This is a genomic window from Cellulomonas alba, from assembly GCF_030362835.1.
Taxonomy (GTDB): domain Bacteria; phylum Actinomycetota; class Actinomycetes; order Actinomycetales; family Cellulomonadaceae; genus Cellulomonas; species Cellulomonas alba.
The window spans coordinates 187,735-214,391 of record NZ_JAUCGQ010000001.1; the positions used below are offsets into that span (position 1 = coordinate 187,735).

The 26,657-nt window shown below is 73.2% G+C and carries 23 protein-coding genes and 4 tRNA genes; 14 read left to right on the plus strand and 13 right to left on the minus strand.

Annotated features, from left to right (window positions below):
- Window positions 1–8 precede the first annotated feature (8 nt).
- Complete coding sequence (locus QRT04_RS00855) at window positions 9–2,039, minus strand: hypothetical protein (protein ID WP_289452991.1); 2,031 nt, start codon at window positions 2,037–2,039, stop codon at window positions 9–11.
- A gap of 91 nt (window positions 2,040–2,130) precedes the next feature.
- On the opposite strand from QRT04_RS00855, the gene QRT04_RS00860 reads away from it, so the two are divergent.
- A complete protein-coding gene (locus tag QRT04_RS00860) occupies window positions 2,131–4,656 on the plus strand; it encodes a hypothetical protein (protein ID WP_289452992.1) in 2,526 nt (841 codons plus the stop codon).
- A 96-nt stretch (window positions 4,657–4,752) separates the two neighbouring features.
- Here QRT04_RS00860 and QRT04_RS00865 read toward each other — a convergent pair whose 3' ends face one another.
- From QRT04_RS00865 to QRT04_RS00910, 10 genes are all read right to left on the minus strand, one after another.
- The gene (locus QRT04_RS00865) at window positions 4,753–5,541 is read right to left on the minus strand and encodes a hypothetical protein (protein WP_289452993.1); all 789 of its coding nucleotides are present in this window, start codon (window positions 5,539–5,541) and stop codon (window positions 4,753–4,755) included.
- Complete coding sequence (locus QRT04_RS00870; protein WP_289452994.1) at window positions 5,538–6,179, minus strand: hypothetical protein; 642 nt, start codon at window positions 6,177–6,179, stop codon at window positions 5,538–5,540. The genes QRT04_RS00865 and QRT04_RS00870 overlap by 4 nt, the downstream gene beginning before the upstream one ends.
- Before the next feature lie 84 nt (window positions 6,180–6,263).
- Entirely contained in the window at window positions 6,264–7,184 is a 921-nt protein-coding gene (locus QRT04_RS00875) for a cation diffusion facilitator family transporter (RefSeq protein ID WP_289452995.1), read from the minus strand.
- Between the two features lie 83 nt (window positions 7,185–7,267).
- Window positions 7,268–7,807 carry a hypothetical protein gene (locus QRT04_RS00880; protein ID WP_289452996.1) on the minus strand — a complete coding sequence of 180 codons (540 nt, stop codon included), beginning with the start codon at window positions 7,805–7,807 and terminating at the stop codon, window positions 7,268–7,270.
- An 82-nt stretch (window positions 7,808–7,889) separates the two neighbouring features.
- Window positions 7,890–8,759, minus strand: a complete 870-nt coding sequence (locus tag QRT04_RS00885) for a ZIP family metal transporter (RefSeq protein ID WP_289452997.1) — start codon at window positions 8,757–8,759, stop codon at window positions 7,890–7,892.
- 134 nt (window positions 8,760–8,893) lie between these two features.
- Complete coding sequence (locus tag QRT04_RS00890; protein ID WP_289452998.1) at window positions 8,894–9,442, minus strand: DUF1269 domain-containing protein; 549 nt, start codon at window positions 9,440–9,442, stop codon at window positions 8,894–8,896.
- A gap of 148 nt (window positions 9,443–9,590) precedes the next feature.
- Window positions 9,591–10,001, minus strand: coding sequence for a hypothetical protein (locus QRT04_RS00895; RefSeq protein WP_289452999.1), 411 nt, complete (start codon window positions 9,999–10,001; stop codon window positions 9,591–9,593).
- 463 nt (window positions 10,002–10,464) lie between these two features.
- Window positions 10,465–10,539 (minus strand) — tRNA-Val (locus QRT04_RS00900).
- 30 nt (window positions 10,540–10,569) lie between these two features.
- A tRNA-Cys gene (locus QRT04_RS00905) sits at window positions 10,570–10,640 on the minus strand.
- Between the two features lie 50 nt (window positions 10,641–10,690).
- Window positions 10,691–10,762 (minus strand) — tRNA-Gly (locus QRT04_RS00910).
- A gap of 154 nt (window positions 10,763–10,916) precedes the next feature.
- Between QRT04_RS00910 and QRT04_RS00915 the strand changes: the two genes are divergently transcribed.
- Both QRT04_RS00915 and QRT04_RS00920 read left to right on the plus strand, forming a co-directional pair.
- Window positions 10,917–11,999: a chorismate-binding protein gene (locus QRT04_RS00915; RefSeq protein WP_407653522.1), complete on the plus strand. Its 1,083-nt coding sequence runs from the start codon at window positions 10,917–10,919 to the stop codon at window positions 11,997–11,999.
- A 12-nt stretch (window positions 12,000–12,011) separates the two neighbouring features.
- The gene (locus tag QRT04_RS00920) at window positions 12,012–12,866 is read left to right on the plus strand and encodes an aminotransferase class IV (RefSeq protein ID WP_289453000.1); all 855 of its coding nucleotides are present in this window, start codon (window positions 12,012–12,014) and stop codon (window positions 12,864–12,866) included.
- Window positions 12,867–12,937: 71 nt separating this feature from the next.
- Here the strand turns inward: QRT04_RS00920 and QRT04_RS00925 are convergent, their stop codons facing one another.
- On the minus strand, window positions 12,938–13,366 hold the full coding sequence (locus QRT04_RS00925; protein WP_289453001.1) for an SsgA family sporulation/cell division regulator: 429 nt from the start codon (window positions 13,364–13,366) through the stop codon (window positions 12,938–12,940).
- 267 nt (window positions 13,367–13,633) lie between these two features.
- On the opposite strand from QRT04_RS00925, the gene QRT04_RS00930 reads away from it, so the two are divergent.
- The 11 genes from QRT04_RS00930 (at window position 13,634) to QRT04_RS00980 (ending at window position 25,599) form a co-directional block, all read left to right on the plus strand.
- A tRNA-Val gene (locus QRT04_RS00930) sits at window positions 13,634–13,705 on the plus strand.
- A gap of 435 nt (window positions 13,706–14,140) precedes the next feature.
- A complete protein-coding gene (locus QRT04_RS00935) occupies window positions 14,141–14,233 on the plus strand; it encodes a potassium-transporting ATPase subunit F (protein ID WP_289453002.1) in 93 nt (30 codons plus the stop codon).
- Between the two features lie 3 nt (window positions 14,234–14,236).
- Window positions 14,237–15,901, plus strand: coding sequence for a potassium-transporting ATPase subunit KdpA (gene kdpA / locus QRT04_RS00940; protein ID WP_289453003.1), 1,665 nt, complete (start codon window positions 14,237–14,239; stop codon window positions 15,899–15,901).
- The gene (gene kdpB / locus QRT04_RS00945) at window positions 15,898–18,021 is read left to right on the plus strand and encodes a potassium-transporting ATPase subunit KdpB (RefSeq protein WP_289453004.1); all 2,124 of its coding nucleotides are present in this window, start codon (window positions 15,898–15,900) and stop codon (window positions 18,019–18,021) included. The genes kdpA and kdpB overlap by 4 nt, the downstream gene beginning before the upstream one ends.
- The gene (gene kdpC / locus QRT04_RS00950; RefSeq protein WP_289453005.1) at window positions 18,021–18,650 is read left to right on the plus strand and encodes a potassium-transporting ATPase subunit KdpC; all 630 of its coding nucleotides are present in this window, start codon (window positions 18,021–18,023) and stop codon (window positions 18,648–18,650) included. The genes kdpB and kdpC overlap by 1 nt, the downstream gene beginning before the upstream one ends.
- Window positions 18,651–18,742: 92 nt before the next feature.
- Window positions 18,743–21,172 carry a DUF4118 domain-containing protein gene (locus tag QRT04_RS00955; protein WP_456064475.1) on the plus strand — a complete coding sequence of 810 codons (2,430 nt, stop codon included), beginning with the start codon at window positions 18,743–18,745 and terminating at the stop codon, window positions 21,170–21,172.
- Window positions 21,169–21,858, plus strand: coding sequence for a response regulator (locus QRT04_RS00960; protein WP_289453007.1), 690 nt, complete (start codon window positions 21,169–21,171; stop codon window positions 21,856–21,858). Before QRT04_RS00955 ends, QRT04_RS00960 begins: the two co-directional genes overlap by 4 nt.
- An 87-nt stretch (window positions 21,859–21,945) precedes the next feature.
- A complete protein-coding gene (locus QRT04_RS00965) occupies window positions 21,946–22,734 on the plus strand; it encodes an alpha/beta fold hydrolase (RefSeq protein WP_289453008.1) in 789 nt (262 codons plus the stop codon).
- Window positions 22,735–22,931: 197 nt separating this feature from the next.
- On the plus strand, window positions 22,932–23,846 hold the full coding sequence (locus QRT04_RS00970) for an ABC transporter substrate-binding protein (RefSeq protein ID WP_289453009.1): 915 nt from the start codon (window positions 22,932–22,934) through the stop codon (window positions 23,844–23,846).
- Between the two features lie 2 nt (window positions 23,847–23,848).
- The gene (locus tag QRT04_RS00975; RefSeq protein ID WP_289453010.1) at window positions 23,849–24,811 is read left to right on the plus strand and encodes an amino acid ABC transporter permease; all 963 of its coding nucleotides are present in this window, start codon (window positions 23,849–23,851) and stop codon (window positions 24,809–24,811) included.
- The gene (locus tag QRT04_RS00980) at window positions 24,808–25,599 is read left to right on the plus strand and encodes an amino acid ABC transporter ATP-binding protein (RefSeq protein ID WP_289453011.1); all 792 of its coding nucleotides are present in this window, start codon (window positions 24,808–24,810) and stop codon (window positions 25,597–25,599) included. The genes QRT04_RS00975 and QRT04_RS00980 overlap by 4 nt, the downstream gene beginning before the upstream one ends.
- A 95-nt stretch (window positions 25,600–25,694) precedes the next feature.
- Here the strand turns inward: QRT04_RS00980 and QRT04_RS00985 are convergent, their stop codons facing one another.
- Window positions 25,695–26,576 carry a phosphatase PAP2 family protein gene (locus QRT04_RS00985; protein WP_289453012.1) on the minus strand — a complete coding sequence of 294 codons (882 nt, stop codon included), beginning with the start codon at window positions 26,574–26,576 and terminating at the stop codon, window positions 25,695–25,697.
- Window positions 26,577–26,657: the final 81 nt, after the last annotated feature.

The following is a 26,657-nucleotide window of genomic DNA, read 5'->3' on the forward strand; positions in this document are numbered from 1 at the left end:
TCGGGCTCCTAGGGCGTGGTGACGGGCATGGGCACGGGCACGAGGACGGTGGACGAGGCGCTCTGCCAGTCGCCGACCCGCGGGGGCTGCGACGGCGGGCAGAGCGTCAGGCGGTAGCGGTACTCACGGGCGGCGGGGTCGGCGAGCCGGAGCGCCGCGCGGGCCGCCGCGGCCGGCGGGTCGAACACGACCGTGGCGTGCGCGGCCGCGTGGTCGGGGCTCTCGAGCTCGACGACGGCCCTGCTCACCGCGGTCCCGACGCCGAGCAGCGCCGGGACCACCGTGACGTCGAGCCGCAGCGTGTCGCGGACCACGAGCACGGGCTGGTCGGCCGTCACGCTCGGGCCGGTGGAGTGCGCGCCGTCGGGTCGGACGAGCGTCGTCCTGGCGCGGTACCCGCCCGCGCGAGGCGCGGTGGTCCAGGTCTGCGCCTGGTCGGGCGCGGTGAACGTCAGGGTCGTCACGGGCTGGTCGTCGGCAGCCTGCAGCTCGACGACGAGCGCGCTCAGCTGGTCGAAGTCGCCGGCGGAGATCACCGTCACCGTTCCGGCCGGCGCCGCGACGGGCGGCACGAGCCGCAGCACCTGGTGCGCCGACGAGGCCCAGTCACCCTCGGTCCGGCTCGCGCCGTCGACCCACGTGACGCGGTACCGGTACGGCCGGGGCGGCTCCCGCACGACAGCCGACCAGCGCGCCGTCGGCTGCGACCCGTCGAGCACGTACCGGCCCTCGATCGGGCCGCCGTCGTCGCCGTAGGCCAGGTCGACGACCGCCTGCACGCTGCCGTCCGGGTCCGGACTCACGAGCGCGAGGTCGACGACGATCACGCCGAGTGCGTCGACGTCGAGGTCGACGGAGTCCGCGTCGGTGGGCGGCAGGTCGAGCTCGTACGGCGCCGACGCGTCGGTGAAGTGCACCGCGACGTGCGCATGGACGAGCCGCTGGTCAGCCGACGCGAGGTCGAAGACGGCGACGGCGGCAGGAGCGTCCGGGCGCAGCTCGACGTCGGCGGCGCGCCGCACCGCCGTCCCGTCCGTCTCGACGCCCGCGTGCTCCAGGTGCACGGTGACGACGCCGATGCCGTAGGCCGCGAGGTCGCCGACGGCACTCACGCGGACGACGCGCCGCAGCCCCGCACCGCCGAGGTCGCTCGACACCGTGTGGGCCGGGCCGTCGGGCAGCGCGAGGTTGGCGCTCCGCGTGACGGGCAGGACGCCCGGCGCGGACGCCGTGAGCGTGAGGTCCGCGCGCTGCTCGAGCCCGGACGACTGCGGCCGCGGCGCTCCGCCGTCGTCGAGGAGCCGCGGCAGCACGACGCTCTGCAGCACCTGGGTCGAGAGCGCCTCGACAGCCGCCTGCTCGTCGGCCGAGAGCGGTCGGGCGGTCCGCAGGGTGGTACCGGCCAGCTGGCGTGCCACGAGCTCCGCGGTGAGCGCCGCGGGTCCCGCCTGGCCCGCCGCCGCGAGGTCGGACGCCACCTGCGCCGAGGCCTGGACGTCGCACCACACGGTGAGCTCGAGGTCGTCGAGCACGTACGAGACCGCGAGGTCGAGCTCGACGTGGAGCGCGCCGAGCCCCTGGTCGACCGCCTGGTCGACGAGCGCCGCGCCGTCCTGGGTCAGCACCACGACCGCCGAGAGCCCCGCCGCGCCGCCCGCCGCGCTCACCGACGTGACGAGCTCGCCGCCGCCGCTCTCCCCCGCGAACGACACCCGAGCGGCACTCGCCGACACCGGCGGCGGCGCGACCTCCACGGCGGCGTCCGACGCCAGCCCGTACGCGGCGCGCACGGCGTCGACGACGCCCTCGGGCGCGAGGAGGGCGAGCGTCAGCACGAGCAGCCCGCCACCGTCCGTCGTGCCCGGCGCCCCCCGGTACCGGTAGAACGTCCAGCCCGCCGACGTCGGGGTGGCCGCGAGCGCCAGCTCGTCGGGCAGCACGTAGAACCGCGAGGTTACCGCGCGACCGCCGTCCGCCCAGCTGACGTCCCGGTAGACCGTCGCCCCGGCGACGCGGCTCGAGCCGGCAAGCGTCAGCACGCGTCCCCCACCTTCGGCTCGCACGGTTCGGTCCTCCGGTCACAGGGGTCGACCCCTGTGACCGGACAGCCACGCGCGGAGGAGACCGACGATGATCACGACCACCGGACAGCGCACCGTCGAGGGGTGCACGGTGTTCCTCGACGACACCGACGCCCTCACCGTCTACGTGATGCCGCAGAGCCCGCACATCGCGCTCGACGCCGACGGCAAGCCGCTGTTCTCGCTCGTGCAGTACCGCCGGCCGCTCGACAAGGTGCCCGAGGCGGACCGCGCGACCAAGCTCGGCGGCGGTCTCCTGACGTTCTCGGTCGACCTGGCCCGCACGGCCGAGCAGGAGGCGGCGATCCGCAAGGCGGTCGCGGCCGACCCGCAGGTCCAGGCGCTGCTCGCGGCGCCCGCGACCGACCGCGTCGACTACTCGAGCTGGTGGGCGACCGAGATCAACGGCGACCTCGCCAAGCTCGCCGCGGCCCTGAAGATCAGCGCGGTGCCGGTCGAGACGGGCAGCGTCGCGGTCGCCGTCGACGGCGAGCCCACGGCAGGCGGCGAGTTCGTCACGACGCTGGTCGGCGCGGGCAAGGCGAGCATGACGGGCGACGAGCGCGCCGCGTTCGTCTCGAAGCTCACGCTCGACGGCGCCGCGCTGCTCTGGGACCTCATCGACAAGAACATGGCGACCATCTGGGTCGGCTACGAGTTCACGTTCACGTCGCGCCTCGACGGCGTCACGATGATCTGCCACGCCGACACCCTCAAGACGTTCAACGCCACGCAGGAGCAGTGGCAGGACCTCAGCGAGTCCGGCTCGTACCGCGACACCTACTCCGACTCCTCGGAGACGCACAGCTACAGCCACGCCTCGTCGACGAGCGCGCGCGACATCATCACCAAGATCGCGTCCGACACGGGCTCGGCGTGGGTCAAGGTGATCCCGTCCGCGAGCACGACGGTCGTCACGCCCGAGATGCTGACGCAGCTGACGACGCAGGGCTGGACGCTGATCAGCAACTTCCTCGCCGACAAGCTCCTCGCGGCGACCAACCCCGACGACTTCAAGCCCGGCGACGACCCGACGCTGACCACCCAGCTCGCCGACGGCGGCGGCGGGCGCAAGTACGGCGGCGACTCGGTCGACTCCTACAAGCTCAAGAAGGTCGACGAGACGACGAGCGGCAACTTCGACGCCCGGTTCGACGAGAAGGCCACCGTCACCACGACGCTCGCGCCCAACGACAACCTGAGCAACATCCTCCAGGGCCGGCCGGTCAGCCAGTTCTGCACGCGCATCGACCTCGACCCGCAGTTCTTCCGGTACGTCGACGTCGAGGTCAGCTGCACGGCGGACTTCGTCAACGAGCCCGTCGACGTGGTCAAGGCGCACCTCGAGTACCACGGCGTCAGCGGCGGCAACAAGATCGACGCCGCGAAGGACCTCGAGTTCACCAAGGACGCGACGGGGCCGCAGATCTTCAGCACGTACCTCGCGGCGCCCGACCAGACCACGTTCTCGTACGCGGTCGACGTCTTCTACCGCGGCTCGACCACGACCATGCACCTGCAGGGCAAGGCGAACGGCTCCGCGCTCGTGCTCGACACCGACACGCTCGGCATCCTCGCGGTGGACCTGCAGGTCGGCATCGTCGACTGGACGCGCTTCAAGGCCGTTCAGGTCGACCTGACGAGCGGCACGGCGTCCGAGTCGTTCGTGCTCACCTCGGGGGCGCAGTCCGCGACGTGGGTCGAGGTGGTCGGCGCGCAGATCACCGCGCCGTACACGTACCAGGTGACGTGGGTCGACCTGGGCAACCAGCAGATCGCGCAGCCGCCCGCGCAGTCGACGAACCGCCGGCTCGTGCTCGACCAGCCGGAGCGCGAGTCGCTGTCGGTGACTCTCGTGCCGGCCGGGTCGTTCGGCGAGGGCGGCCTGCTCTCGAAGATCGTCACCGCGCTGCGCTACCTGGACCCTGCGAACAGCTACCAGCAGAGCACGACCATCACGATGGCCGGCGACGGCGACGTCAAGACGTGGGACGTGCCGCTCGTCAACCCGGCGCTGCGCTCGTTCGACTACCAGGTCAACGTCTTCTACTCCGACGGGCTGACGCGCTCCGACGACACGTGGATCACCACCGACCGCACGGTCCTCCCGGTCGGCGACCCCTACGGCTGGCGGGTCCAGTTCCTGCCGTACCTGCTGAAGAACGCCGCGGGGTCGTGGGCGTTCGCGTCGCTGCACGTCAGCTTCACCGACGCCGAGGGCCACATCGCCGTCGAGCAGGACTTCCCGATCACCGACTTCACGGCGCCGGTGGTGTGGCGGTTCCGGCTGGCGGCCCCGGAGCGCCACGAGTACACGTACCAGCTGACGCTGTACACGTCGGACCAGAAGCAGGTCGTCCTGGACCCGGTCCACGAGACGAAGGAGGTCGTCGTGCTCCAGCCGCCCGCCGCGCCGACCGCCTCACCTGCGCCGAGCCCGACCGGCACGGCGACGCCACCCGCGCCTCCGGCGCCTGCCGCACCGACCCCCGTCACGCCGCCCGCGGGCGATGCCGCCGCACCCGCGACGCCCGCACCCGCCGGCGCCGTGACCCCCGCTCCCCCGACGGCCTGAGCCCGCGCGCCTCGGACTGCCTGACCGAGACGTACGGACGCCGCCGCCCGATCCTCCCGGCGGCGGCGTCTCGTGCGCCCTCTGGTACGTCCGTCCCTACGGCGTCACGTCGAGCACGCCGTCGTGGTTGTCGTCGACCCAGCCCCACGTGCGCACCGTCGGCGAGCAGACGTTCTCGGTGTTGTGCGACATGAGGCACGGGAACGACGTCGTGTCCTTGTCGACCAGCTCGCAGTTCGCGTTCGGGATGTGCAGCGCACCGTGCACGCTGGTCCGCGTGCAGTGCGACGCGAAGTACTCGTCGGGCGCCTGGAAGATGTGCCCGGTCTCGTGCGCGTACGCCATCGGCCAGCTGTTGCCCCAGCCGCGCCCCGGGAACGCCGAGGTGCCCGCGCTCAGCCACGGGTACTGCAGCACCATGTAGGCGCTCGACGCGTACGTGTACGCCATCCACGCGGCGTTGTACTTGGTGATGAAGACGGTGTACGCCGACGTGGCAGATCCGACCGACCAGGCCTTGTTGAGCAGGTCGCGGTTGTACGACGCGATCCCGCCGGTGCCGGTCGAGTAGCCCATGGCCGTGAGCGCCGGGTCGCGCCACAGCGGCTCGCGCGCGGTGTAGTCCGCGTTCGTCGGCGACCCGTTCGTGGGGAACGGCACCGTCGTCGGGTCGACCGACAGCGTCACGAACTTGTAGTCGGCCGTGAAGAGCAGCCTGGGACGCACCGGGGAGTTCGAGGACAGCCGGTAGAGCACGTCCCATCCGCGGGTGAGGCCGATCGTGACGTCGATGATCTCGCCCATCGTGAACTCCGCCGCCGACCCGGCCGGTCCGTTGACCAGCACCACGCCGACGCCGCACGTCCCGCTCATCGCGTTGTTCATGCCGGCTGCCCCCCGCCCTGTCCGTCGTCGAACCCACCAAAGGTTCCGTCCCCGCCGTCGGTCGGCTGGGGGTCGTTGCTCGCGACCTGTCCGGACGTCGCGTCGCCCGTGCCCGTGGTGTCGCCCGAGCCGGTGCCGGACGTGTCGCCCGTCCCGGTGTCCGTGCTGGCCACCGCACCCGTGGTGTCGGTGGAACCGGTCGTGTTCCCGGTGCCGGTCGTGTCCCCGGTGCCTGTTCCGGTGCCGGTCCCGTCACCGCTGTCGGCGACGAGCGGCCCGCCGTCACCGCCAGCCCCGGGGTTGTCCGGGTCGCAGCCGTTCGGGAAGTCCCACGGCTCGCCGGCCCGGTACGGGTCGCTGAGGGCCGCCTGGTAGTCGGCGCCGAGGCTCGTGTTCCACGCGTTGACGAGCACCGCGACGTCGCCGCCGAGCGACAGCTCGCTCGTGTCCCACGACGCGTCGACCGGGCTCACCGCCTGGACCGCCTGGATCTGCGACACCGCGTCCGCGACGCTCTGGTCGCCGTCGATCACGACGACGCCGGGCTCGGAGACCGACACGACCTGACCGCCGGCGTTCTCGATGCTCGTCAGCAGGTCCGGGTTGGACGCATTGAGTATTGCGATGAATCGAGACACGTGAGCTCCCCATGCTGCACGGCCACGGGCACTCCGCGGCTGACGAGTCACAGGGGTTCGAGTGCCCCGCCGGCGCGGGTGTCGTCAGGCGTGGGTGGGCAGCTCGTGGTCGCGGTGGGACGCGGGCTCGATCTGGAACGTCGAGTGCTCGACCGAGACGTCGAAGTGCCGCGACACGCACGCCTGGAGCTGGTCGAGGATGCGCGGCGCGTGACCGTCGCGGAAGCAGCCGTCGTCGACGATCACATGGGCGCTGATCACGGGCAGCCCGGTCGCGATGAGCGACGCGTGCAGATCGTGGACGTCCCGCACGTGCTCGACGCCGAGCAGGTGCGTCCGCACGGCGTCGAGGTCGAGCCCAGGTGGCGTCGACTCGAGCAGCACGGCGGTCGTCTCGCGCAGCAGCCTCGCGGCCCGCGGCAGGATCAGGACGCCGATGAGCACCGCGGCGACCGCGTCGGCCTGGTACCACCCGGTCGTCGCGATGACGACGGCGGCGACGATGACCGCGACCGAGCCGAGCGCGTCGTTGAGCACCTCGAGGAACGCCGCCCGCAGGTTGAGGCTCGACGTGCGCTGACCGGCCAGCACCAGCAGCGCCGCCAGGTTGCCGACGAGTCCGATCACGCCGAACACGACCAGCTGCCCCGACGCGATCTCGGGCGGCGCGAACAGCCGGCGCACCGCCTCGACCAGCACGTACACGCCGACCGCGAGCAGCAGGGCCGACTGCGCGAGCGCCGCGAGCACCTCCGCGCGCCGGTACCCCCACGTGCGCCGCGGCGACGGCGGCCGCAGCGTCAGCGTGGCGGCGAACAGCGCGAGCGCGAGCCCGGCGGCGTCGGTGAGCATGTGCGCCGCATCGGCGAGCAGCGCGAGCGACCCGGTGACGGCAGCACCGACCGCCTGCGCGAGCAGGATCGCGCACGTGATCGCGAACGCGATCGCGAGCCGCGCGCGCTGCTCGCGTCCGCCGGCCGGGGCGTGGTCGTGGTCGTGGCCCATGACGACAGCCTCTCGCGTCCCGGGCGTGATGGACGCCAGGTGCCCGACTGCTGGAGGCCGGCGCGCGAGCGCCCGGCACCGCGTCAGCCGGCCGCCACCCACGCGATCGGGCCCGCCGCGCCGGCCGCGGGCCGCGGTGCGACGGTCACGACCTGGTCGTGGCCCAGGTCGACGCGCACCGGCGCGCTCTCGTCGACGGCGTCCGGCACGGCGACGACACTGGTCGTCGGCGCGAGGTCCATCGTGCACGGGCCGCTGCTCGGCGACGTCAACGTGACGACGAGCGTCGTGCCCGTGGACGTGGCGGGCGACTCGGCGAGGATCGGGCACGTGCTCGAGCCGTACGTGACGACGTAGAGCAGCCCGTCCTGCGCGGTCCAGCCGGCACCGGGCCCGCCCATCGAGCCGGCCTCGGCACCGGGCGGCAGCCCCGCGCCGCTCGCTCCGCCGGCGAGGGGTACGTCGTCGATGGCGGCACGCGTGGTCGGCGCGGCGGGTGTGGGCGCGGGCGTCCCGCTCGCCGCCGGCTCCCCCGAGCTGCCCGCACACGCCGCGAGGGCCAGCACGAGGACCGATGATGTCAGCACGCCGGTCACTGCAGCCCGGACCCCGGCTCGACCCATGAGCGCACCGTACGCGTCGCCACGCGCACCGACCAGGGCGGACCGCCTGGGCCTCGTTCGGCGACGGACGCGGTGCCGCGCGTCAGACCCCGGCGGCGGTGAGGATCGCGTCGGTGAGGAACCCGGCGACGAGGCCGACGAGGATCCCGTACGCGAGCAGGTCGCTGCGTCGCGCTTTGGTGGCGACCCCGATCAGCTGCGTGATGACGTAGATCAGCGACCCCGCCGCCACGCTGAGGAACGCGACGGAGACGACCTCGCTGGTGAAGCCGTGCCCGACGAGCGTGCCGACGAAGGTCGGACCGCCCCCGATCGCACCGAGCGCCAGCAGGAACGCCCAGCTCGGGCGCCGCGCCACCCCGTTCTCGTCCACGTCCGCGGCGAGCGGCGCCACGATCCCGAACCCCTCGGTGGCGTTGTGCAGGCCGAAGCCGACGACGAGCATCATCGCGAGGCCGATCTCGCCCGAGGCCGCCGACTGCCCGATGGCGAGACCCTCGGCGAAGTTGTGCAGCCCGATGCCGACGGCGATCATCAGCGCCAGCCGCCGCGCGTCCGACCACGCCGCGATGCCGCGCGGGCGGGTGGTCTCCCCCAGGGTCATCGCACCGGGCCCGGACGGACGCGTCGGCCTCAGCTGACGTGCCATCCACCGCTCGTAGAACACGAGCGACAGCAGCCCGAGGGCCAGTCCGGCCACGGCGACCAGGCCGTAGCCGACCGCCGTGCCCGCGCCGCCGTCCCCGTCGTGGATCGAGCCGAGCGCCGCGTCGATGGGCTCCCACGCCGCGGACAGCACGTCCCAGACCAGGAACAGCAGCACGCCGACGGCGGTGGCGCTGAGGAACAGCTTCAGCGACGGCGAAGCCGAGCGCACCCGGCCGACCGGAAGCCCGATCAGGATCGTCGCGCCCGCGATCAGGCCCAGCAGCAGTGTGGTTCCGAGTCCCACCGAGCACCCCAGGTGTCATCAGTTCGCCAGCAGTCGCGTGAGGTTAGCCTAACCTCGTGGCCTGGGCGCAAGTCCGCCTGCAGACAGCTGGGTACGAGACACGCGCGCCGGGCGTCGCGACGCGCCGGCGTGCGCTACGGCTCGATGGACGCCAGCTGGTCCGCCGCCGCCTTGAGCTCGACCGCCTCGGCCTTGTCGACGGCCTTCTCCACGATCGCGGCAGCCTTGTCGAGCGCCTTGCGGAGCTCGACCGCGGCCGGGTCCGAGACCAGCACGACGATGCCCGAGTGGCCCGGTTCGAGGGCGTCCTTCAGGTCCGCCTCCAGACCCTTGCGGCGGCGGATCTCGAGGCCCTTGCCCGTCGCCGCCCCGACCGCCCCGAGCGCGACGGCACTGCCCAGCACGGACGGCGGGAAGATCAGTCCGAGGGCGACGCCGCCCACGACGCCCCAGGTCAGTCCCCGACGCGTGCTGGCGTCGGTCGCGGTGACGACCTTGACCTCGCCGTCGACGTCCCGCTTGACCACGACCGCGCCCTCGATCTTCACGGTCGCGCCGTCCTCGGCCGCCTTGAGCGCCTCGTATGCCTGCGTCGCGAGCTCCGCATCGGCGAAGTCCGCGATGAGCAGGGTGTACGCCCCGTCGGTGACGGCCGCCGCGGCCATGATCTCCTCGTCCGACATGACTGCTCCCTCGATGAGTGTCCGGTACGTGCGCCTCGACGCTAGGCGCGCTGTCGCACCGGCCGCCTCCCTCGCCGCGGGTGAGGCCGACGCGGGGAACCGACCGGGTGCGGCCACCACACCGGCCCCAGCTTCGACGCCGAGGCCGCTAGGAGAAGACGTTGACCGCACGCGCGATCACCAGCCCGAGGACCGCCAGCGAGATCACCGACTGCGCCCCCATCGCGAGCTTGGCCCGCTGCGAGAGCGGCATCACGTCGGTCGGGCTGAACGCCGTGGAAGCCGTCAGGCCGAGATACAGGTAGTCACCGAACCGGGGACGCCAGCCGGCCCGCGCGAGCTCGGGGTTCAGGTGCTGCGGGAACGCGAGGTCGACCGGGCCGCCCGGCAGTCGTCGCGCTCGCGCGGCAGCCCCACCGCCGTCGAGCAACCAGTAGAGCAAGGCGAACGCGATCACGTTCCCGAACCAGACACCGGCGCCGGCGGTCAGCAGCGCCTGCGCCGAGTTGGTGAGGGCACCGCCGTGGATGAGGACGTCGATCAGCAGCGCCGTCGACATCAGCGATGTCGAGCACCAGCAACGTCACGACGAAGAGCGCCACACGCCGGTACGCGATCGCCCGACGGTCGACCCGGAGCGGGTCGTTGGCGACCACGGCGACGAGCAGCGCGATCTCGATCACCGGCAGGACCCACGACGGCAGGACGCGCACCGACCCCGGCCGGACGACCGTCAACGCCATCGCCGTGACCACGGCGCACAGGATCGGCCAGCGCGCCTCGACCAGGGCGGGCTCGGCCGGGTCGCCCTCCGGCTCGACGCTCATGCCGCCGCGGGCCTCCCTTCCGGAGTCCGGAACGTGCCTGCACCGCCTGTATACCGTGACGCAGGCGCCGCCGGCGCGGAGAGCATGCGGGGCGATGTCACTGGTGAGAGCCTGCGGCTGCCGGTGAGGAACGGGTACGACACACGAAAGGCCGCCCCGGTCTCCCGGTGGCGGCCTCGTGACCTGCGGTGATGCTGGTGGGCGATACTGGGATCGAACCAGTGACCTCTTCCGTGTCAGGGAAGCGCGCTCCCGCTGCGCCAATCGCCCGTGGGGTTATCGAGTTGTCGTCGAGCTACGAGGTGGAGATGGGATTCGAACCCACGTATACGGCTTTGCAGGCCGCTGCCTCGCCTCTCGGCCACTCCACCCTGAGACCGCAGTCCTCAACGGCCGGTGGAGCCGATGTGGATAGCCTCCGAGCGGACGACGGGATTCGAACCCGCGACCCTCACCTTGGCAAGGTGATGCTCTACCACTGAGCCACGTCCGCGCTGCACGTCCCCCGGTTCTCACCGGCGTTCCGTGTGCGTCCCAGACTCTAACCGACCTCCGAGGCGAGAGTCCAACCGGCCCCGAACCCCGCGTGATCACGCGGGAGACGGACGTTGAACGGCCCCCGGGCGGCGCCCGGCTAGCGTGGACGCGTGCTCGACGACCGCCCCACCGGGCACCCGCAGCCGGCGGCCGGCGCACCCGGCGAGGCCTGGTTCGCGGGCCGGCGCGCGCGTGGCGTGCTCGAACGCGTCGACGTCGTCGCGGAGCCCGAGCGCCTCGCGACGCCCGGGTGGTGGGCCGTGGTCGGGACGTTCGAGGGCACGGTGACGGCGTGGCGGTTCGCCCAGGTCGCGCCCGACGACGGGGCCGACGGGCGCCGGTGGACCGGTCCCGCGACCGACTCGTGGCGCACGTCGTTGGACCGTGCGGCGTACGTCGCGGCCGTCGCCCGGATCCGGGACGACATCCGCGAGGGCCGCGTCTACCAGGCGAACCTCTGCCGGGTGCTGGCGGCGCCGCTTCCGGCCGAGGGCGGCGAGCCCGACGCACGGGCGCTGCACGAACGGCTCGTCGCCGGGAACCCTGCGCCGTTCGCGGGCGGCGTCCACGTGCCCGGCGAGGCGTGGGTCGTCACCGCCTCCCCCGAGCTGTTCCTGCGGGTCGAGGGCGACGTCGTGACGAGCGGCCCGATCAAGGGCACCGCGCCGACGGCGGCCGGCTTGTCCGCCAAGGATCGCGCGGAGAACGTCATGATCACGGACCTCGTCCGCAACGACCTCCAGCGCGTCTGCGCGCCCGGCACGGTCGAGGTGACCGCCCTGCTCGCGCAGGAGCAGCACCCCGGGCTCGTGCACCTCGTCTCGACGGTCCGCGGGACGCTCGCCGACGCGGCATCACCCGTGCTCTGGCGGCACCTGCTCGCCGCGACGTACCCCCCGGGCTCCGTCTCGGGCGCGCCCAAGTCCTCCGCGCTCGACGTCATCGCCGAGCTCGAGCCCGTGGCTCGCGGCCCGTACTGCGGTGCCGTCGGCTGGATCCAGGTGACCGCGGACGGCACCGTCCGCGCCGAGCTCGCCGTCGGCATCCGCACGTTCTGGTGGACGCCCGATGCGGGCGGGACGCTCCGGTTCGGTACCGGCGCGGGCATCACGTGGCAGAGCGACCCGGAGGGCGAGTGGGCCGAGACCGAGCTCAAGGCCGCGCGTCTGGTGGGGCTCGCGTCGTCGCGCTGACAGACTGCCCGGGTGAGCATCGTCATCTGGTCCGACGGACGCCTGCACTCCCCCGACGCGCCGCTGGTCGCCGGCATCGACCACGGCCTGACGGTCGGCGACGGGGTGTTCGAGACGCTCGGCGTGCGACGCGGGCAGCCCTTCGCCCTCACGCGGCACCTGCGCCGGCTGCGCACCTCCGCTCTCGGCCTCGGGCTCGGCGAGCCGGACGAACAGCTCGTCCGGGACGGCGTCGCCGTGGCGATGGCCGCGGCGGGCCCGGATGCCGGGCGGGTGCGGATCACCGTCACCGGCGGCGCGGGGCCCCTCGGCTCGGGCCGGTTCGAGCCGGACGACCAGCGCCAGACCGTGGTCGTCCTGGTCGGCCCCGGAGCACCGACCCCGCTCGCGCGCGTGGTCCGCGTGCCCTGGGTGCGGAACGAGCGCTCGGCGGTCGCCGGGCTCAAGACGACCTCTTACGCGGAGAACGTCGTCGCGCTGGCCGCGGCGACGCGGCGCGGCGCCGACGAGGCGATCCTCGCCAACACGCTCGGCCTGCTCTGCGAGGGCACCGGGTCGAACGTCGTCGTCGAGCGCGACGGAGAGCTGCTGACTCCCCCGCTGACCTCGGGCTGCCTCGCGGGGATCACCCGCGAGCTGCTGCTCGAGTGGGCGCCCGAGGCCGGCATCGCGGCGCGCGAGGCCGACCTGCCCTACGCGGTGCTCGACGACGTGCTGGCGGGCACCGCGCAGCTCGCCGTGACGGGCTCCGTCCGCAACGTGTCGCCTGTGGTCGCGCTCGACGAGGTCGAGGTCGAGCCGGGCGAGGTCAGCCTCGCGGCCCGCGCGGCGTTCGACGCGCGCGCCGACGACCAGGTCGATCCCTGAGAGGCGCGCCGGCGGGAATGCGAACGACCGGCTCCGCGACGTTGCGGGGCCGGTCGTTGGAGGGGGATGGATCAGGCGGTGAGGAGCGCCGCGATGAGGGCCGTGATCTCGCCCTCCATGCGGTCGCTCTCGGTGCCGATCGGTACGAGCTTCTCGGTGCCGGCAAGGAACCGGACGATGGGCTCGGTGGGTGCCGCCAGCAACGCGCTTCCCTCGACGCCGCTCAGCGACACGAGGGTGTAGTCCGGGTCTTCGTCCCGCCAGACCTGCACGTCACCTGTGCCCGCCGGTTCGTCGGCGGTGGCGTGCATGCCCAACGAGAGAAGCTCCCGACCGATCAGCCACGTCGACATCGTGTGCGGTCCGGTGAAGACTGCACGCACGGTGTACGGGTCTGATGCCCGGAAGCCGAGCTCGGCGCTCACCGGGATGACGCTCGCGTCGGACCCGATGAGCTGCATGGCGACGACCTCGACGACGTCGTACGGCGACTGCGTCATCGTGGTCCTCCTGTTCACATGGGCTGGAGGTCCCATCATGGCAGCCGACCTGACCGATTGGCCCGATGCAGGACGGTAGTTCACCCGGAGGGAGCACCGGCGGACGCGCTGGTCTGGGTGTTCCCACCGTGTCCGACACGCCGAGGGATGACGCAGGCCACCCGCGTGGCCTCTCGAGGGGGCCCTCGCCGCCCGACGGGACCGGTTCGGAATCTCCCGTGAGGTTGGGTAGCATCCTCCACGACGCGGTCCACGGACCGAGGTCGCGGGCGATTGGCTCAGTGGTAGAGCGCCTCGTTCACACCGAGGAGGTCACTGGTTCGAACCCAGTATCGCCCACCGCATCACTGCAGGACAGCGGCGTGGTCCCCACCGGGACCACGCCGCTTCCTCGTTGTGCGGAACACCTTCGCCGGCCATGGGCCGGCCGCACCGGCTTCCTGCGACGCCCGCCGCCGGTCGGCGGCAGCCCGGAGGCGTGACCGCCCGGCGGAGCGCGAGGCGCGACGGCCGACGCCGGGGCACGGCGCGGCCACCCACGTCAGGACGCCGTCAGGGCGACGCCCGCCGCCGTCAACGATCCGTCAAGGCGCGCCGCACGAGGTCCGCGCGGGCCTAGACCTGAGCCGTGCCCCACTCCGGGGTGCCGCCCGGTCGAGGCCGGGTGCGGGACGTCGAAGGTGCAGTGAGACCCATGGCCGACGTGGCCTTCATCGTGGCGACCGTGGCGCTGTTCGCCGCGATCGCTCTCGTCGCGCGCCGGGTGGACCGGTCGTGAGCGGCACCGACGGGGTCGGGCTCGTGATCGGTGCCGCGCTGCTCGTGTACCTGCTCGTGCAGCTCCTGCGCTCCGACAAGGTCCGGTGAGCCGTGGAGCCCACCTGGATCGTGCTCGCGCAGCTCGGCGTCGTCGTGCTCGTGCTCGCCGCCACGCACGTGCCGCTCGGCACCTACATGGCACGCGTCTACTCGTCGGCGCGGCACCTGCGCGTCGAGCGGGCCGGGTACCGGCTGATGCGCGTCGACCCCGACGCGGACCAGCGCTGGAGCACCTACCTGCTGTCGCTGCTCGGCTTCTCTCTCGCGTCGGTGCTGCTCCTCTACGCGCTCGCCCGGCTGCAGTCGTGGCTCCCGCTCGACGTGGGCATGCCGGGCATGAACCCCGCGACCGCGTGGAACACGGCCGTGTCGTTCGTGACGAACACGAACTGGCAGTCGTACTCGGGCGAGCAGGCCGCGGGCCACCTGCTCCAGATGGCCGGGCTCGCGGTGCAGAACTTCGTCTCGGCCGCGGTCGGCATGGCGGTCGCGATCGCGCTGGTCCGCGGACTGGCCCGGTCGTCCGCGCACGGGCGCGTCGGCAACTTCTGGTCCGACCTCGTGCGGGGCAGCGTCCGCATCCTGCTGCCGCTCGCGTTCGTCGCCGCGATCGCGCTGATCGCGGGCGGCGTCATCCAGAACCTGCACGCGTTCTCCGACGTGTCCACCGTCGCCGGGGGCACGCAGCACCTGCTGGGCGGCCCGGTCGCGTCGCAGGAGGCGATCAAGGAGCTCGGCACGAACGGCGGCGGGTTCTTCAACGCCAACTCGGCGCACCCGCTCGAGAACCCGACACCGTGGACGAACACGCTCGAGATCGTGCTGCTGCTCGTCGTCCCGTTCGCGCTGCCCCGCACGTTCGGCGTCATGGTCGGCGACCGTCGTCAGGGCTGGGCCGTCCTCGCCGTGATGGGCTCGCTGTGGGCGCTCGCCGTCGCGCTCACCACGTGGGCCGAGGTCGCGGGTCCCGGGCTCGCGCCCGCCGCCGCCGGCGCCGCGATGGAGGGCAAGGAGCTCCGGTTCGGTCCGGCGGCCTCCGCGCTGTTCGCCGCGTCGACCACGGGCACGTCCACCGGCGCGGTCAACTCGATGCACGAGTCGCTCACCGCACCCGGCGGCGGCATGACGATCTTCACGATGATGCTCGGCGAGGTCGCGCCCGGCGGCGTCGGCTCGGGCCTGTACGGCCTCCTCGTCCTCGCGATCATCGCGGTGTTCGTCGCGGGCCTCATGGTGGGCCGGACGCCCGAGCTGCTCGGCAAGAAGATCGGCCGCCAGGAGATCACCCTCGTCTCGCTGTACATCCTCGTGATGCCCGCGCTCGTGCTGATCGGCACGGCGCTGGCCGTCGCGCTGCCGGTGGGCCGCGACGGCATCTCGCAGGCCGGCCCGCACGGCCTGTCGGAGGTGCTGTACGCGCTCACGTCGGCGTCGAACAACAACGGGTCGGCGTTCGCCGGGCTCGGCGCGTCGAGCACGTTCTACGACGTGCTGCTCGGCGTCGCGATGCTCGTGACGCGCTTCGTGCCGATCGCGCTCGTCCTCGGCCTCGCCGGGCGCTTCGCGTCGCAGCGCACCGTCCCGGCCAGCGCCGGCACGCTGCCGACGCACCGCCCGCTGTTCGTCGGGCTCGTCGTCGCCGTGACCGTCGTGGTCGTCGGCCTCACGTTCGTGCCCGTCCTGTCCCTCGGTCCGGTCGTGGAGTCCCTCTCATGAGCACCGTCCTGTCCCCCGCCCCCACGTCGCACCCCGCGCGGGTCGAGACGACCGCGCCGACGCTGTCGGCGCGGCAGCTCGCCGCCGCGCTGCCGGGTGCGCTGCGCGGCCTCGACCCGAGGAAGCTGTGGGACGCGCCCGTGCTGTTCGTGGTCGAGGTGGGCGCGGCCTTCTCGACAGTCCTGGCCGTCGTCGACCCCAGCGTCTTCGCGTGGGCCGTCGCGGTGTGGCTCTGGATCACCGTGCTGTTCGCGACGCTCTCGGAGTCCGTGGCCGAGGGCCGCGGCAAGGCGCAGGCCGCGAGCCTGCGCGCCACGCAGCGGGAGACGACGGCTCGCCGCGTCACCGCCCCGCAGGACACGCTCGACTACGGCGGCGACCTCGCGTCGCTCCCCGCGGTCCAGGTGCCGTCGTCCGCGCTGCGCGTCGGCGACGTGGTCGTCGTCGTGGCGGGCGAGACCATCCCGGGCGACGGCGACGTCGTCGAGGGCGTCGCGAGCGTCGACGAGTCGGCGATCACCGGCGAGTCGGCGCCCGTGATCCGCGAGTCCGGCGGCGACCGGTCGGCGGTCACGGGCGGGACCGTCGTGCTGTCCGACCGCATCGTCGTCCGCATCACCGCGCCCGCGGGCCACACGTTCGTGGACCGCATGATCGCGCTCGTCGAGGGCTCGGAGCGGCAGAAGACACCCAACGAGGTCGCGCTCAACGTGCTGCTCACCGTCCTGACGATCGTGTTCCTGCTCGCCGTCGTGACGCTGCAGCCGTTCGCGGTGTACTCGGGCGCGCGGCAGCCGCTGATCGTGCTCGTCGCGCTGCTGGTCTGCCTGATCCCCACGACGATCGGGGCGCTGCTCTCCGCGATCGGCATCGCGGGCATGGACCGGCTCGTGCGGCGCAACGTGCTCGCGATGTCGGGGCGCGCGGTGGAGGCGGCGGGCGACGTCGACGTGCTGCTGCTCGACAAGACCGGGACGATCACGCTCGGCAACCGCCAGGCGGCCGACCTGCTGCCCGCCGCGGGCGTCTCGCCCGAGGCGCTCGCCGACGCGGCGCAGCTGTCCTCGATGGCCGACGAGACGCCCGAGGGCCGATCGGTGCTGGTGCTCGTCAAGGAGCGGTTCGGGCTGCGCGAGCGTGCCGAGGGCGAGCTCGCGGGTGCCGAGCTCGTGCCGTTCACCGCGACGACCCGGATGAGCGGGGTCGACCTGCCGGCCTCGGGCCGCCGGGTGCGCAAGGGTGCCGCGGCCGCCGTCACGCACTGGGTGCACGCCACGGGCGGCCACACCGGGCCCGAGGTGGCCGCGACGGTCGACGCGATCTCCGCGTCCGGCGGGACGCCGCTCGTGGTGGCCGAGCGGGTCGGTTCCGCACCGGCGCGGGTGCTCGGCGTCATCCACCTCAAGGACGTCGTCAAGCAGGGCATGCGCGAGCGGTTCGACGCGCTGCGCGCGATGGGCATCCGCACCGTCATGGTGACCGGCGACAACCCGCTCACGGCGAAGGCGATCGCGGCCGAGGCCGGCGTCGACGACGTGCTCGCCGAGGCGACGCCGGAGGACAAGCTCGCGCTGATCCGGCGCGAGCAGGCGGGCGGCCGGCTGGTCGCGATGGCGGGCGACGGCACCAACGACGCGCCCGCGCTCGCGCAGGCCGACGTCGGCGTCGCGATGAACACCGGGACGACCGCAGCCAAGGAGGCCGGCAACATGGTCGACCTCGACTCGAACCCGACGAAGCTCATCGAGATCGTGGAGATCGGCAAGCAGCTGCTCATCACGCGCGGCGCGCTGACGACGTTCTCGATCGCCAACGACGTCGCCAAGTACTTCGCGATCCTGCCGGCGATGTTCGTCGCCGCGTTCCCGCAGCTGTCGGTGCTCAACGTGATGCACCTGCACAGCTCCGAGTCGGCGATCCTCTCGGCCGTCATCTTCAACGCGCTGATCATCGTCGCGCTGCTGCCCCTGTCGCTGCGCGGCGTGCGGTACACGCCCGCGTCCGCGGCCCGGATGCTGCGGCGCAACCTGCTGGTCTACGGCCTCGGCGGCGTCATCGCGCCGTTCGTCGGCATCAAGCTCATCGACCTCCTCGTCACTCTTCTCCCCGGGATCCACTGATGACCGCGCCCACGTCCGGCAGCACCGCCCTCGCCTTCGCCCGTCAGAGCTGGGCAGGGCTGCGCGTGCTCCTCGTCCTCACCGTGCTCCTCGGCCTCGCGTACCCCCTCGCCGTGACCGGTGTCGGCCAGGCGCTGTTCCGCTGGCAGGCCGACGGCTCGCTCGTCACGGCGGCCGGGGGCCGCACCACCGACCGGTCGCGGGCCGTGGGGTCCGCGCTCGTAGGGCAGCAGTTCGACGCAGCCCGGTGGTTCCACGGCCGCCCGTCGGCGGCCGGCGACGGGTACGACACGCTCGCGTCGGGCGGCTCGAACCTCGGCCCGCTCTCGCCGGAGCTCGTGACGGAGATCGACCAGCGCCGGGCCGCGGTCGCGGCCGAGGACGGCGTCGCCCCGTCGGCCGTGCCCCCGGACGCCGTCACCGCGTCGGCCTCGGGCCTCGACCCCGACATCTCGCCGGCCTACGCGCGCCTCCAGGTCGCCCGGGTCGCGCGCGAGAACGGGATGTCCGTCGCAGCGGTGCAGCGACTCGTCGACGAGCACACCGACGGCCGCGACCTGGGCATCCTCGGCGAGCCGCGCGTCGACGTGCTCGCGCTGAACCTGGCGCTGCGGACAATGGCCCCGTGACCCAGTCGCCGACCGAGGGGACGGACGGCCGCCGCCGCGGCCGCCTCACCGTCTACCTCGGCGCCGCGCCGGGCGTCGGCAAGACGTACGCGATGCTCGACGAGGCGCACCGGCGCCTGGCACGCGGCACGGACGTCGTCGTGGGCCTGGTCGAGACCCACGGCCGCGCCGGGACCGCCGCCGAGGTCGAGGGCCTCGAGGTCGTGCCGCGCCGCATGCTCGAGCACCGTGGCGTGACGCTCGGCGAGCTCGACGTCGCGGCGGTCGTCACGCGCGCGCCGCAGGTCGTGCTGGTCGACGAGCTCGCGCACACGAACGTGCCGGGCGCGGGCCACCCCAAGCGCTGGCAGGACGTGCACGACCTGCTCGACGCGGGGATCGACGTCATCACCACGGTCAACGTGCAGCACCTCGAGTCGCTCAACGACGACGTCGCGGCCATCACCGGCGTGCGGCAGCGCGAGACGGTGCCCGACCAGGTGGTGCGCGACGCGGACCAGATCCAGCTCGTCGACCTGCCGCCGCAGGCGCTGCGCCGCCGCCTCGCGCACGGCAACGTCTACCGCGCCGAGCAGATCGACGCGTCGCTCTCGTCGTACTTCCGCGTCGGGAACCTCACGGCGCTGCGCGAGCTCGCGCTGCTGTGGCTCGCGGATCGCGTCGACGCCGCGCTCGCCACCTACCGGCAGGACCATCGCATCGAGCAGCCGTGGCCGGCGCGCGAGCGGATCGTCGTCGCGGTGACGGGCGGCGAGGAGGCCGTGACGCTGATCCGCCGCGCGGCGCGGATCGCCCAGCGCGGCGCCGGGTCCGAGCTGCTCGCGGTGCACGTGCTCGCCACCGACGGGCTGCCGAGCGCGCCACCCGCCGCGATCGCCGAGCAGCGGCGGCTCGTCGAGTCGCTCGGGGGCACGTTCCACACCGTCGTCGGCGAGGACGTCGCGTCGGCGGTCGTCGACTTCGCGCGGGGCGAGAACGCGACGCTCATCGTGGTGGGCGTCTCGACGCGCAGCCGGTGGCGCGAGGTCTTCATCGACTCGACGGGCACGCAGATCGCGCGCGTCGCGGGAGCGATCGACGTCCACCTCGTCACGCACGAGAGAGCGCGCGCCGGGCGCGTGCGGGGTCGCCGGCCGTCGGCGCTCTCCCCCGTCCGTCGCACCGTCGGCTGGGTGCTCGCCGTCGCCGGGCCGGTGCTGCTGGTCGCGCTGCTCGCTCCGCTGCGGGGGCGGCTGCTGCTCTCGACCGATCTCATGGCGTTCCTCGCGCTGGCCGTCGCGGTGGCGCTCGTGGGCGGGCTGTGGCCCGCCGTGGTGTCCGCGGTGCTCGGGTTCGTGCTGCTCAACTGGTTCTTCATCGAGCCGCGCGGGCGGCTGACGATCGACCAGCCCGAGAACGCGCTCGCGCTGGTCGTGTTCGTGCTCGTCGCGGCAGGGGTCGCATCCGTCGTCGACCTCGCCGCGCGGCGGACCGGCGAGGCGTTCCGCGCCCGCGCCGAGGCCTCGGCGCTCGCCGCGGTGTCGCGCAGCGTCCTCGCGGGCGACGACACGGCCGACGCGCTCGTCGCGCGGCTGCGCGAGACGTTCACGCTCGAGGCCGTCGCGCTGCTCGAGGAGCGCGACGGCCGGTGGAGCACGCTCGCGAGCGCGGGCACCGACCCGCCGGAGGCACCCGCCGGAGCGGGCACCGTGCTGACGGTCGACGAGCACCGCGTCCTCGCGCTCGCGGGCCGCGCGCTGCCGGCCAGCGACCGGCGCGTGCTCGATGCGTTCGCGTCCCAGGTGGGGATCCTGCTCGAGCACGAGCGGCTGCGCGCCCAGGCGGAGCAGGCGCGGGTCCTCGAGCAGGCGGACGCGACGCGCACCGCGTTGCTCGCGGCCGTCTCGCACGACCTGCGGACGCCGCTCGCGACGATCCGCGCGTCGGTCGACGGCCTGACGAACGTCGACCTCGAGCTCGACGAGGCCGACCGCGCGACGCTGGTCGAGACGCTCGGCGACGCGACCGCCCGCCTCGAGCGGCTGATCGACAACCTGCTCGACCTGTCCCGGCTGCAGACGGGCAGCGTGCGTCCGGTCCTGCGACCGACCAGCCTCGACGAGATCGTGCCGCTCGCGGTCGACGGCTACGCGCCGGGTGCGGTCACGCTCGACGTGCGCGAGTCGCTGCCGCTCGTGCTGACCGACCCGGGCCTTCTGGAGCGCGTCGTCGCCAACCTCGTGCAGAACGCGGTGCGGCACTCCCCCGCCGGCGAGCCCGTCACGGTCACCGCGGCCGCGCTCTCGGACCGCATCGTGCTCCGCGTGGTCGACGCCGGGCCGGGCGTGCCGGACGACCTCAAGGACCACCTGTTCGAGCCGTTCCAGCGGCTCGGCGACACGTCCGGCACCGGCCTCGGGCTCGGGCTCGCCGTCGCGAGCGGCCTCGCCTCCGCGGTCGGCGCCGAGGTCGTCGCGGAGGACACGCCCGGCGGCGGCCTCACCATGCTCGTGACCGTCCCCCGCGCAGGAAGGACGCCATGACCGGCGGCAACCGCATCCTCGTGGTCGACGACGAGCCGGGCCTCGCGCACGCGCTCGCCATCACGTTGCGCGCGTCCGGCTGGGACGTCACGACGGCGGGCGACGGCGCCGGGGCCCTGGCCGCCGCGACCGCGCGCCTGCCTGACGTCGTGCTGCTCGACCTCGGCCTGCCGGACATGAGCGGCGTCGACGTCATCACCGCGCTCCGCGCCTGGACGCGGGTGCCGATCGTCGTGCTGTCCGCGCGGCAGCACGGCGAGGACAAGGTGGAGGCGCTCGACGCGGGCGCCGACGACTACGTGACGAAGCCGTTCGCGATGAACGAGCTCCTCGCTCGGCTGCGCGCCGCGGTGCGCCGCTCGGCGGGGCCCACCGACCACGGGGACGCCGTCGTCGTCGCGGGCGACCTCACGGTCGACCTCGCCCGCCGGCAGGTGCTCCGCGGGGGCACGGAGGTGCGCCTGACGCCCACCGAGTGGGCGATGCTCGAGGTGCTGGTCCGCAACCGCGGCCGACTCGTGCCCCGCCGCCAGCTGCTGCAGGAGGTCTGGGGGCCGGCGTACTCCGACGAGACCAACTACCTGCGCGTCTACTCGGCGCAGCTGCGCCGCAAGCTCGAGGACGACCCGGCGGCGCCGCGGCACATCCTCACGCAGCCCGGCATGGGCTACCGGTTCGAGGTGTGAGGCGCGCGCGGCGCCCGGCGCGCGTGGGCGCCTTCCGATAGACCTGTCGTCGGGCTCGGCGACGGCCCCGCGACGAGAGGAACGACGATGCGCCTCATCACCTCGACGGACGGCACCTCGATCGCGCTCGAGGAGCACGGCACGCGCGGCGACGGGCCCGCGGCGGTCCTGCTCGGCGGCGCGTTCAACGACCGCTCCCGGCTGCGGCCGCTCGCCGAGGCGCTCGGGACCCGCCTGCTCGCGGTCACCGTCGACCGCCGGGCCCGTGGTGACAGCACGGACGCGACCGCCACCGCTTCCGGGGCGGTCGAGCGGGAGCTCGACGACGTCGCCGCGATCGTCGCGGACCTCGGCGGCAGCGTGGCGCTCGTCGGCTTCTCGTCGGGCGCGCAGCTCGCGCTCGCCGCGGCCGCAGCGGGCGTGGTCCCGGCAGCGGTCGTCGCGATCGAGCCGCCGTTCCTCCCCGCCGGCGCGCCGCCGCGTGCGGACCGCAGCACCGACCTCGAGCGCCTGGTCGCCGAGGGCCGGCCCGACGACGCGGTCGTGCTGTTCCAGCGCGAGGTGATCGGCATGCCCGCCGACGTCGTCGAGGGCATCCGGCGCGCGCCGTTCTGGCCCGCTCTCGTCGCGATCGCGCCCAGCCTCGTCTACGACGCCGCCGTCACCGCGCGCTACGCCGACCCCGCGACGCTGCGCGACCCGGCCGCGCCGGTCGTGGTCGTCCGCGGCCGGGACTCGACGCCGTTCCTCGCGGCGGCGGCCGACCACGCCGTCTCGGCGATCCCCGGCGCGCGCCTCGAGCTCGTCGACGGCGTCAACCACGAGCCCGACCTCGCCCAGGTCGCCGACGTCGTGGCGGTCACCCTGGGGCGGTGACCTGCACGAGACCCACACGTCGCGGAACGGGCGTTCCACGCGAACCGGACCGGGCTCTCCCCCGGACACGCGCCTTCCTGCTGGACACTGATACCTCTGAGTAACACGGCGGCGCTATCGTCCGGCCGCACATCTCTGCTGTGATGCTCCCCGAAGGGCCGGACGCGTCCGCCCTCGACCCCGCCTCTGGAGGCCCCGTGCGCACGTCCCCCCTCCTCGTCGCTGGCGCGCTCGTCGCGACGCTCACCCTCGCCGCCTGCGGCAACGGCTCCTCGTCCGGCAGCTCGGAGACCGGCTCGACCAGCGGCAAGTTCGACGTCTCGTCCGTCAAGAAGGACGACACGATCGCCGCGCTGCTGCCCGACGCGATCAAGTCGAAGGGCACGCTGACGGTCGGCTCCGACACGACCTACGCACCCGCGGAGTACATCGCGGAGGACGGCAAGACCCCCGTCGGCTACGACGTCGACCTGATCAAGGCGATCGGCAACGTGCTCGGCGTCAAGGCCGACGTGCAGACCGCGCCCTTCACGGGCATCATCCCGGCCATCGGCTCCAAGTACGACGTGGGCATCTCGTCGTTCACGATCACCGCCGAGCGCGAGGCCAAGGCGAACATGATCGAGTACTTCAACGCCGGTGAGGCGTACGCCGTCGCCAAGGGCAACCCGAAGAAGATCGACCCCAACGACATCTGCGGCAAGATCGTCGGCGTCCAGACCGGCACGGTCGAGGACGACGAGCTGACCAAGGTCATCACGCCGAAGTGCACCGACGCGGGCAAGCCGGCGCCGCAGGCGCTCAAGTACGCGCAGCAGAGCGACGTCACCACGGCGCTCGTCGGCGGCAAGGCCGACCTGATGTTCGCCGACTCGCCGATCATCGCCTACGCGGTCGCGCAGACGAACGGCAAGCTCGAGCAGCTCGGCGACGTCTTCGAGAGCGCTCCGCAGGGCATCGTCACCTCGAAGAGCGACGACGCGCTCACCGGCGCGGTGCAGAAGGCCGTGCAGAAGCTCATCGACGACGGCACCTACGGCAAGATCCTGGCCGCCTGGGGCAACGAGGTCGGCGCCGTCAAGACCGCGACGCTGAACCCGAGCGCGAGCTGACGTTGTCCGACCAGTCCGAGGCCAGGGTGCCGCACCGGGTCGACGCCGTCCCGGTGCGGCACCCTGGCCGCTGGGCGTCCGCGGTCGTGGTGCTCGTGCTGGCCGCCATGGCGGTCAACGCGCTGATCACGAACGACAACTTCGGCTGGCCCACCGTCGGGAAGTACCTGTTCAGCGAGCCCGTGCTCCGTGGCGTGCGCTGGACGCTGGTGCTCACGGTTGCCTCGATGGCGATCGCCTGCGTGCTGGCCCTCTTCCTCGCCGTCATGCGGCGGTCCGACAACCGCGTCATGCGGTACGTCGCGTGGGTCTACATCTGGTTCTTCCGCGGGACGCCGATCTACACCCAGCTGATCTTCTGGGGCCTCATCTCGGTCCTGTACCCCAAGCTCTCTGTCGGCGTGCCGTTCGGTCCGGAGCTCTTCCACTTCACGACGGCCGAGGTGTTCACCGCGAGCCGGGCCGCGATCATCGGGCTCGCGCTCAACGAGGCGGCCTACCTCGCGGAGATCGTGCGCGCGGGGCTGTCGAGCGTCGACACCGGGCAGTCGGAGGCTGCGCGAGCCCTCGGCATGCACGAGGGCACGATCCTGCGCCGCATCGTGATCCCGCAGGCCATGCGCGTGGTCGTCCCGCCCGCGGGCAACGAGACGATCTCGATGCTGAAGACGACGTCCCTCGTGCTCGCGGTGCCGTTCACGCAGGACCTCAACTTCGCGACGAACGCGATCGGCAACCGGATCTTTGACCCGGTGCCGCTGCTCGTCGTGGCGGCACTGTGGTACCTCGCGATCACGAGCGTGCTGATGGTCGGCCAGCACTACCTCGAGCGCTACTACGGCCGCGGCTTCGAGAGCCACGGCGGCAGGCGCACGAACAGGCAGGCGGCGATCAACGCCGCGCGCACGACGCCGGAGGCCACGGTCTTCGACGACATGGGCCGTCCGCAGGGAGGCGCCGCATGACCGCGTCGACGGCCACCACGCCGATGGTCGAGCTCGAGGGCGTGCACAAGTGGTTCGGCCACAACCACGTGCTGCGCGGCATCGACCTCACGGTCCCGGCCGGCACGGTCGCCGCCGTGCTCGGCCCGTCCGGCTCGGGCAAGTCGACCGCCCTGCGGTGCATCAACCAGCTCGAGGAGCTCAGCGGCGGCCGCATCCGCGTCGACGGCGAGCTCATGGGCTACCGCGAGGGCACCCGCCGGGGGCAGCCCACGCTGTTCCGGCTGACCGACCGCCAGATCGCTCACCAGCGCGCGGCGATCGGCATGGTGTTCCAGCGCTTCAACCTCTTCCCCCACATGACGGCGCTCGGCAACGTCGTCGAGGCGCAGGTGCGGGTGCTCAAGCGCAGCAAGTCCGAGGCCACCGAGCGGGCGAACGCGCTGCTCGACCGGGTCGGCCTGACCGACCGCGCCGCGCACTACCCGGCGCAGCTCTCGGGCGGCCAGCAGCAGCGCGTCGCGATCGCGCGGGCGCTCGCCATGGACCCCGAGCTCATGCTCTTCGACGAGCCCACGTCGGCGCTCGACCCCGAGCTCGTCGGGGAGGTGCTGGCCGTGATGCGCGATCTCGCGGCGTCGGGCATGACGATGGTCGTGGTGACGCACGAGATCGGGTTCGCGCGCGAGGTGGCCGACCAGGTCGTCTTCATGGCGGACGGCGTCGTGGTCGAGCACGGCGCGCCCGCAGACGTGCTGGACAACCCGCGCGAGGCGCGGACGCAGGACTTCCTCGCGCACGTGCTCTAGCCGGCCGCGCCGCAGGACGACGAAGGCCCGGTCACCCTTGCGGGACCGGGCCTTCACCGTGTCGTCGCCTCTGCGTGACGTCGGCGCGATCGCCGTCAGCCGGCGGGTCGTTCCCGGCGCTCGTCGGCGGGATCGCTCCCAGGACGCGGCGCGGGCGCGTCGGCCGAGCCCGCGTAGGCCGGCTCGCCGTGCCCCGCCGTGTTGTCGAGGGGTTGGCCGGGCACCCTGCTGAGCTCCGCAGGGCGCGAGAGCCGGGCCTGCCGCGCGGAGAACCACCAGCACACGAGCACGAGCGCCGCGCCGGCCACGGCGTCGAGCACCCAGTGGTTCGCCGTCGCGACCACCACGAACAGGGTGGTCGCGACGTACGCGAAGGCCAGCACCTTGAGCCACCGTCGCCGGACCAGGATCGCGATGACGAGGCTCACCCACAGCGCCCAGCCGACGTGCATCGACGGCATCGCGGCGAACTGGTTGGTGGCGTGGCCGCCCGTGCTGTCCGGACCGGGCCACCAGCCGTACCGCGACGTCGACTCGACCGTGTCGAGGTAGTCGTAGCCGGTGAGGAGCCGCGGCGGTGCCGTCGGGAAGAAGAAGTACCCGACCAGCGCGAGGAACGTCGCGCCCATGAGAGCGGTCCGCGCGATCCGGTAGACGTCGAACCGGTGCCGATAGAGCAGCACGAGCACGAGCGGCGTGATGATGAAGTGCATCGTCGCGTACCAGTACGACGAGAAGACGCTGAGCCACGTGATGGGCGTGACCGCGTGGTTCACGGCCCGCTCGACGTCGATGCCCAGCAGCTGCTCCGCGTGCAGCACGGACAGCGCATGCCGCCGGGCCGACAGCTCCCCGCCCCGCGCCCACAGGCGCGTGACGTCGTACAGCGCGTACAGGCCGAAGCACAGGGCGAGCTCGCGCAGCGCGGCACGCCGGGAGCGAGGCTGCTCCACGGCGGGCAGGTCGACAACGCTCACGGTGATGGGTCCTCCGGTTAGCTCCGTGCACCGCTGCCGGAGATGCCGGCGGCGGCAGGGCACAGGCCGGTTGCGGGGAGG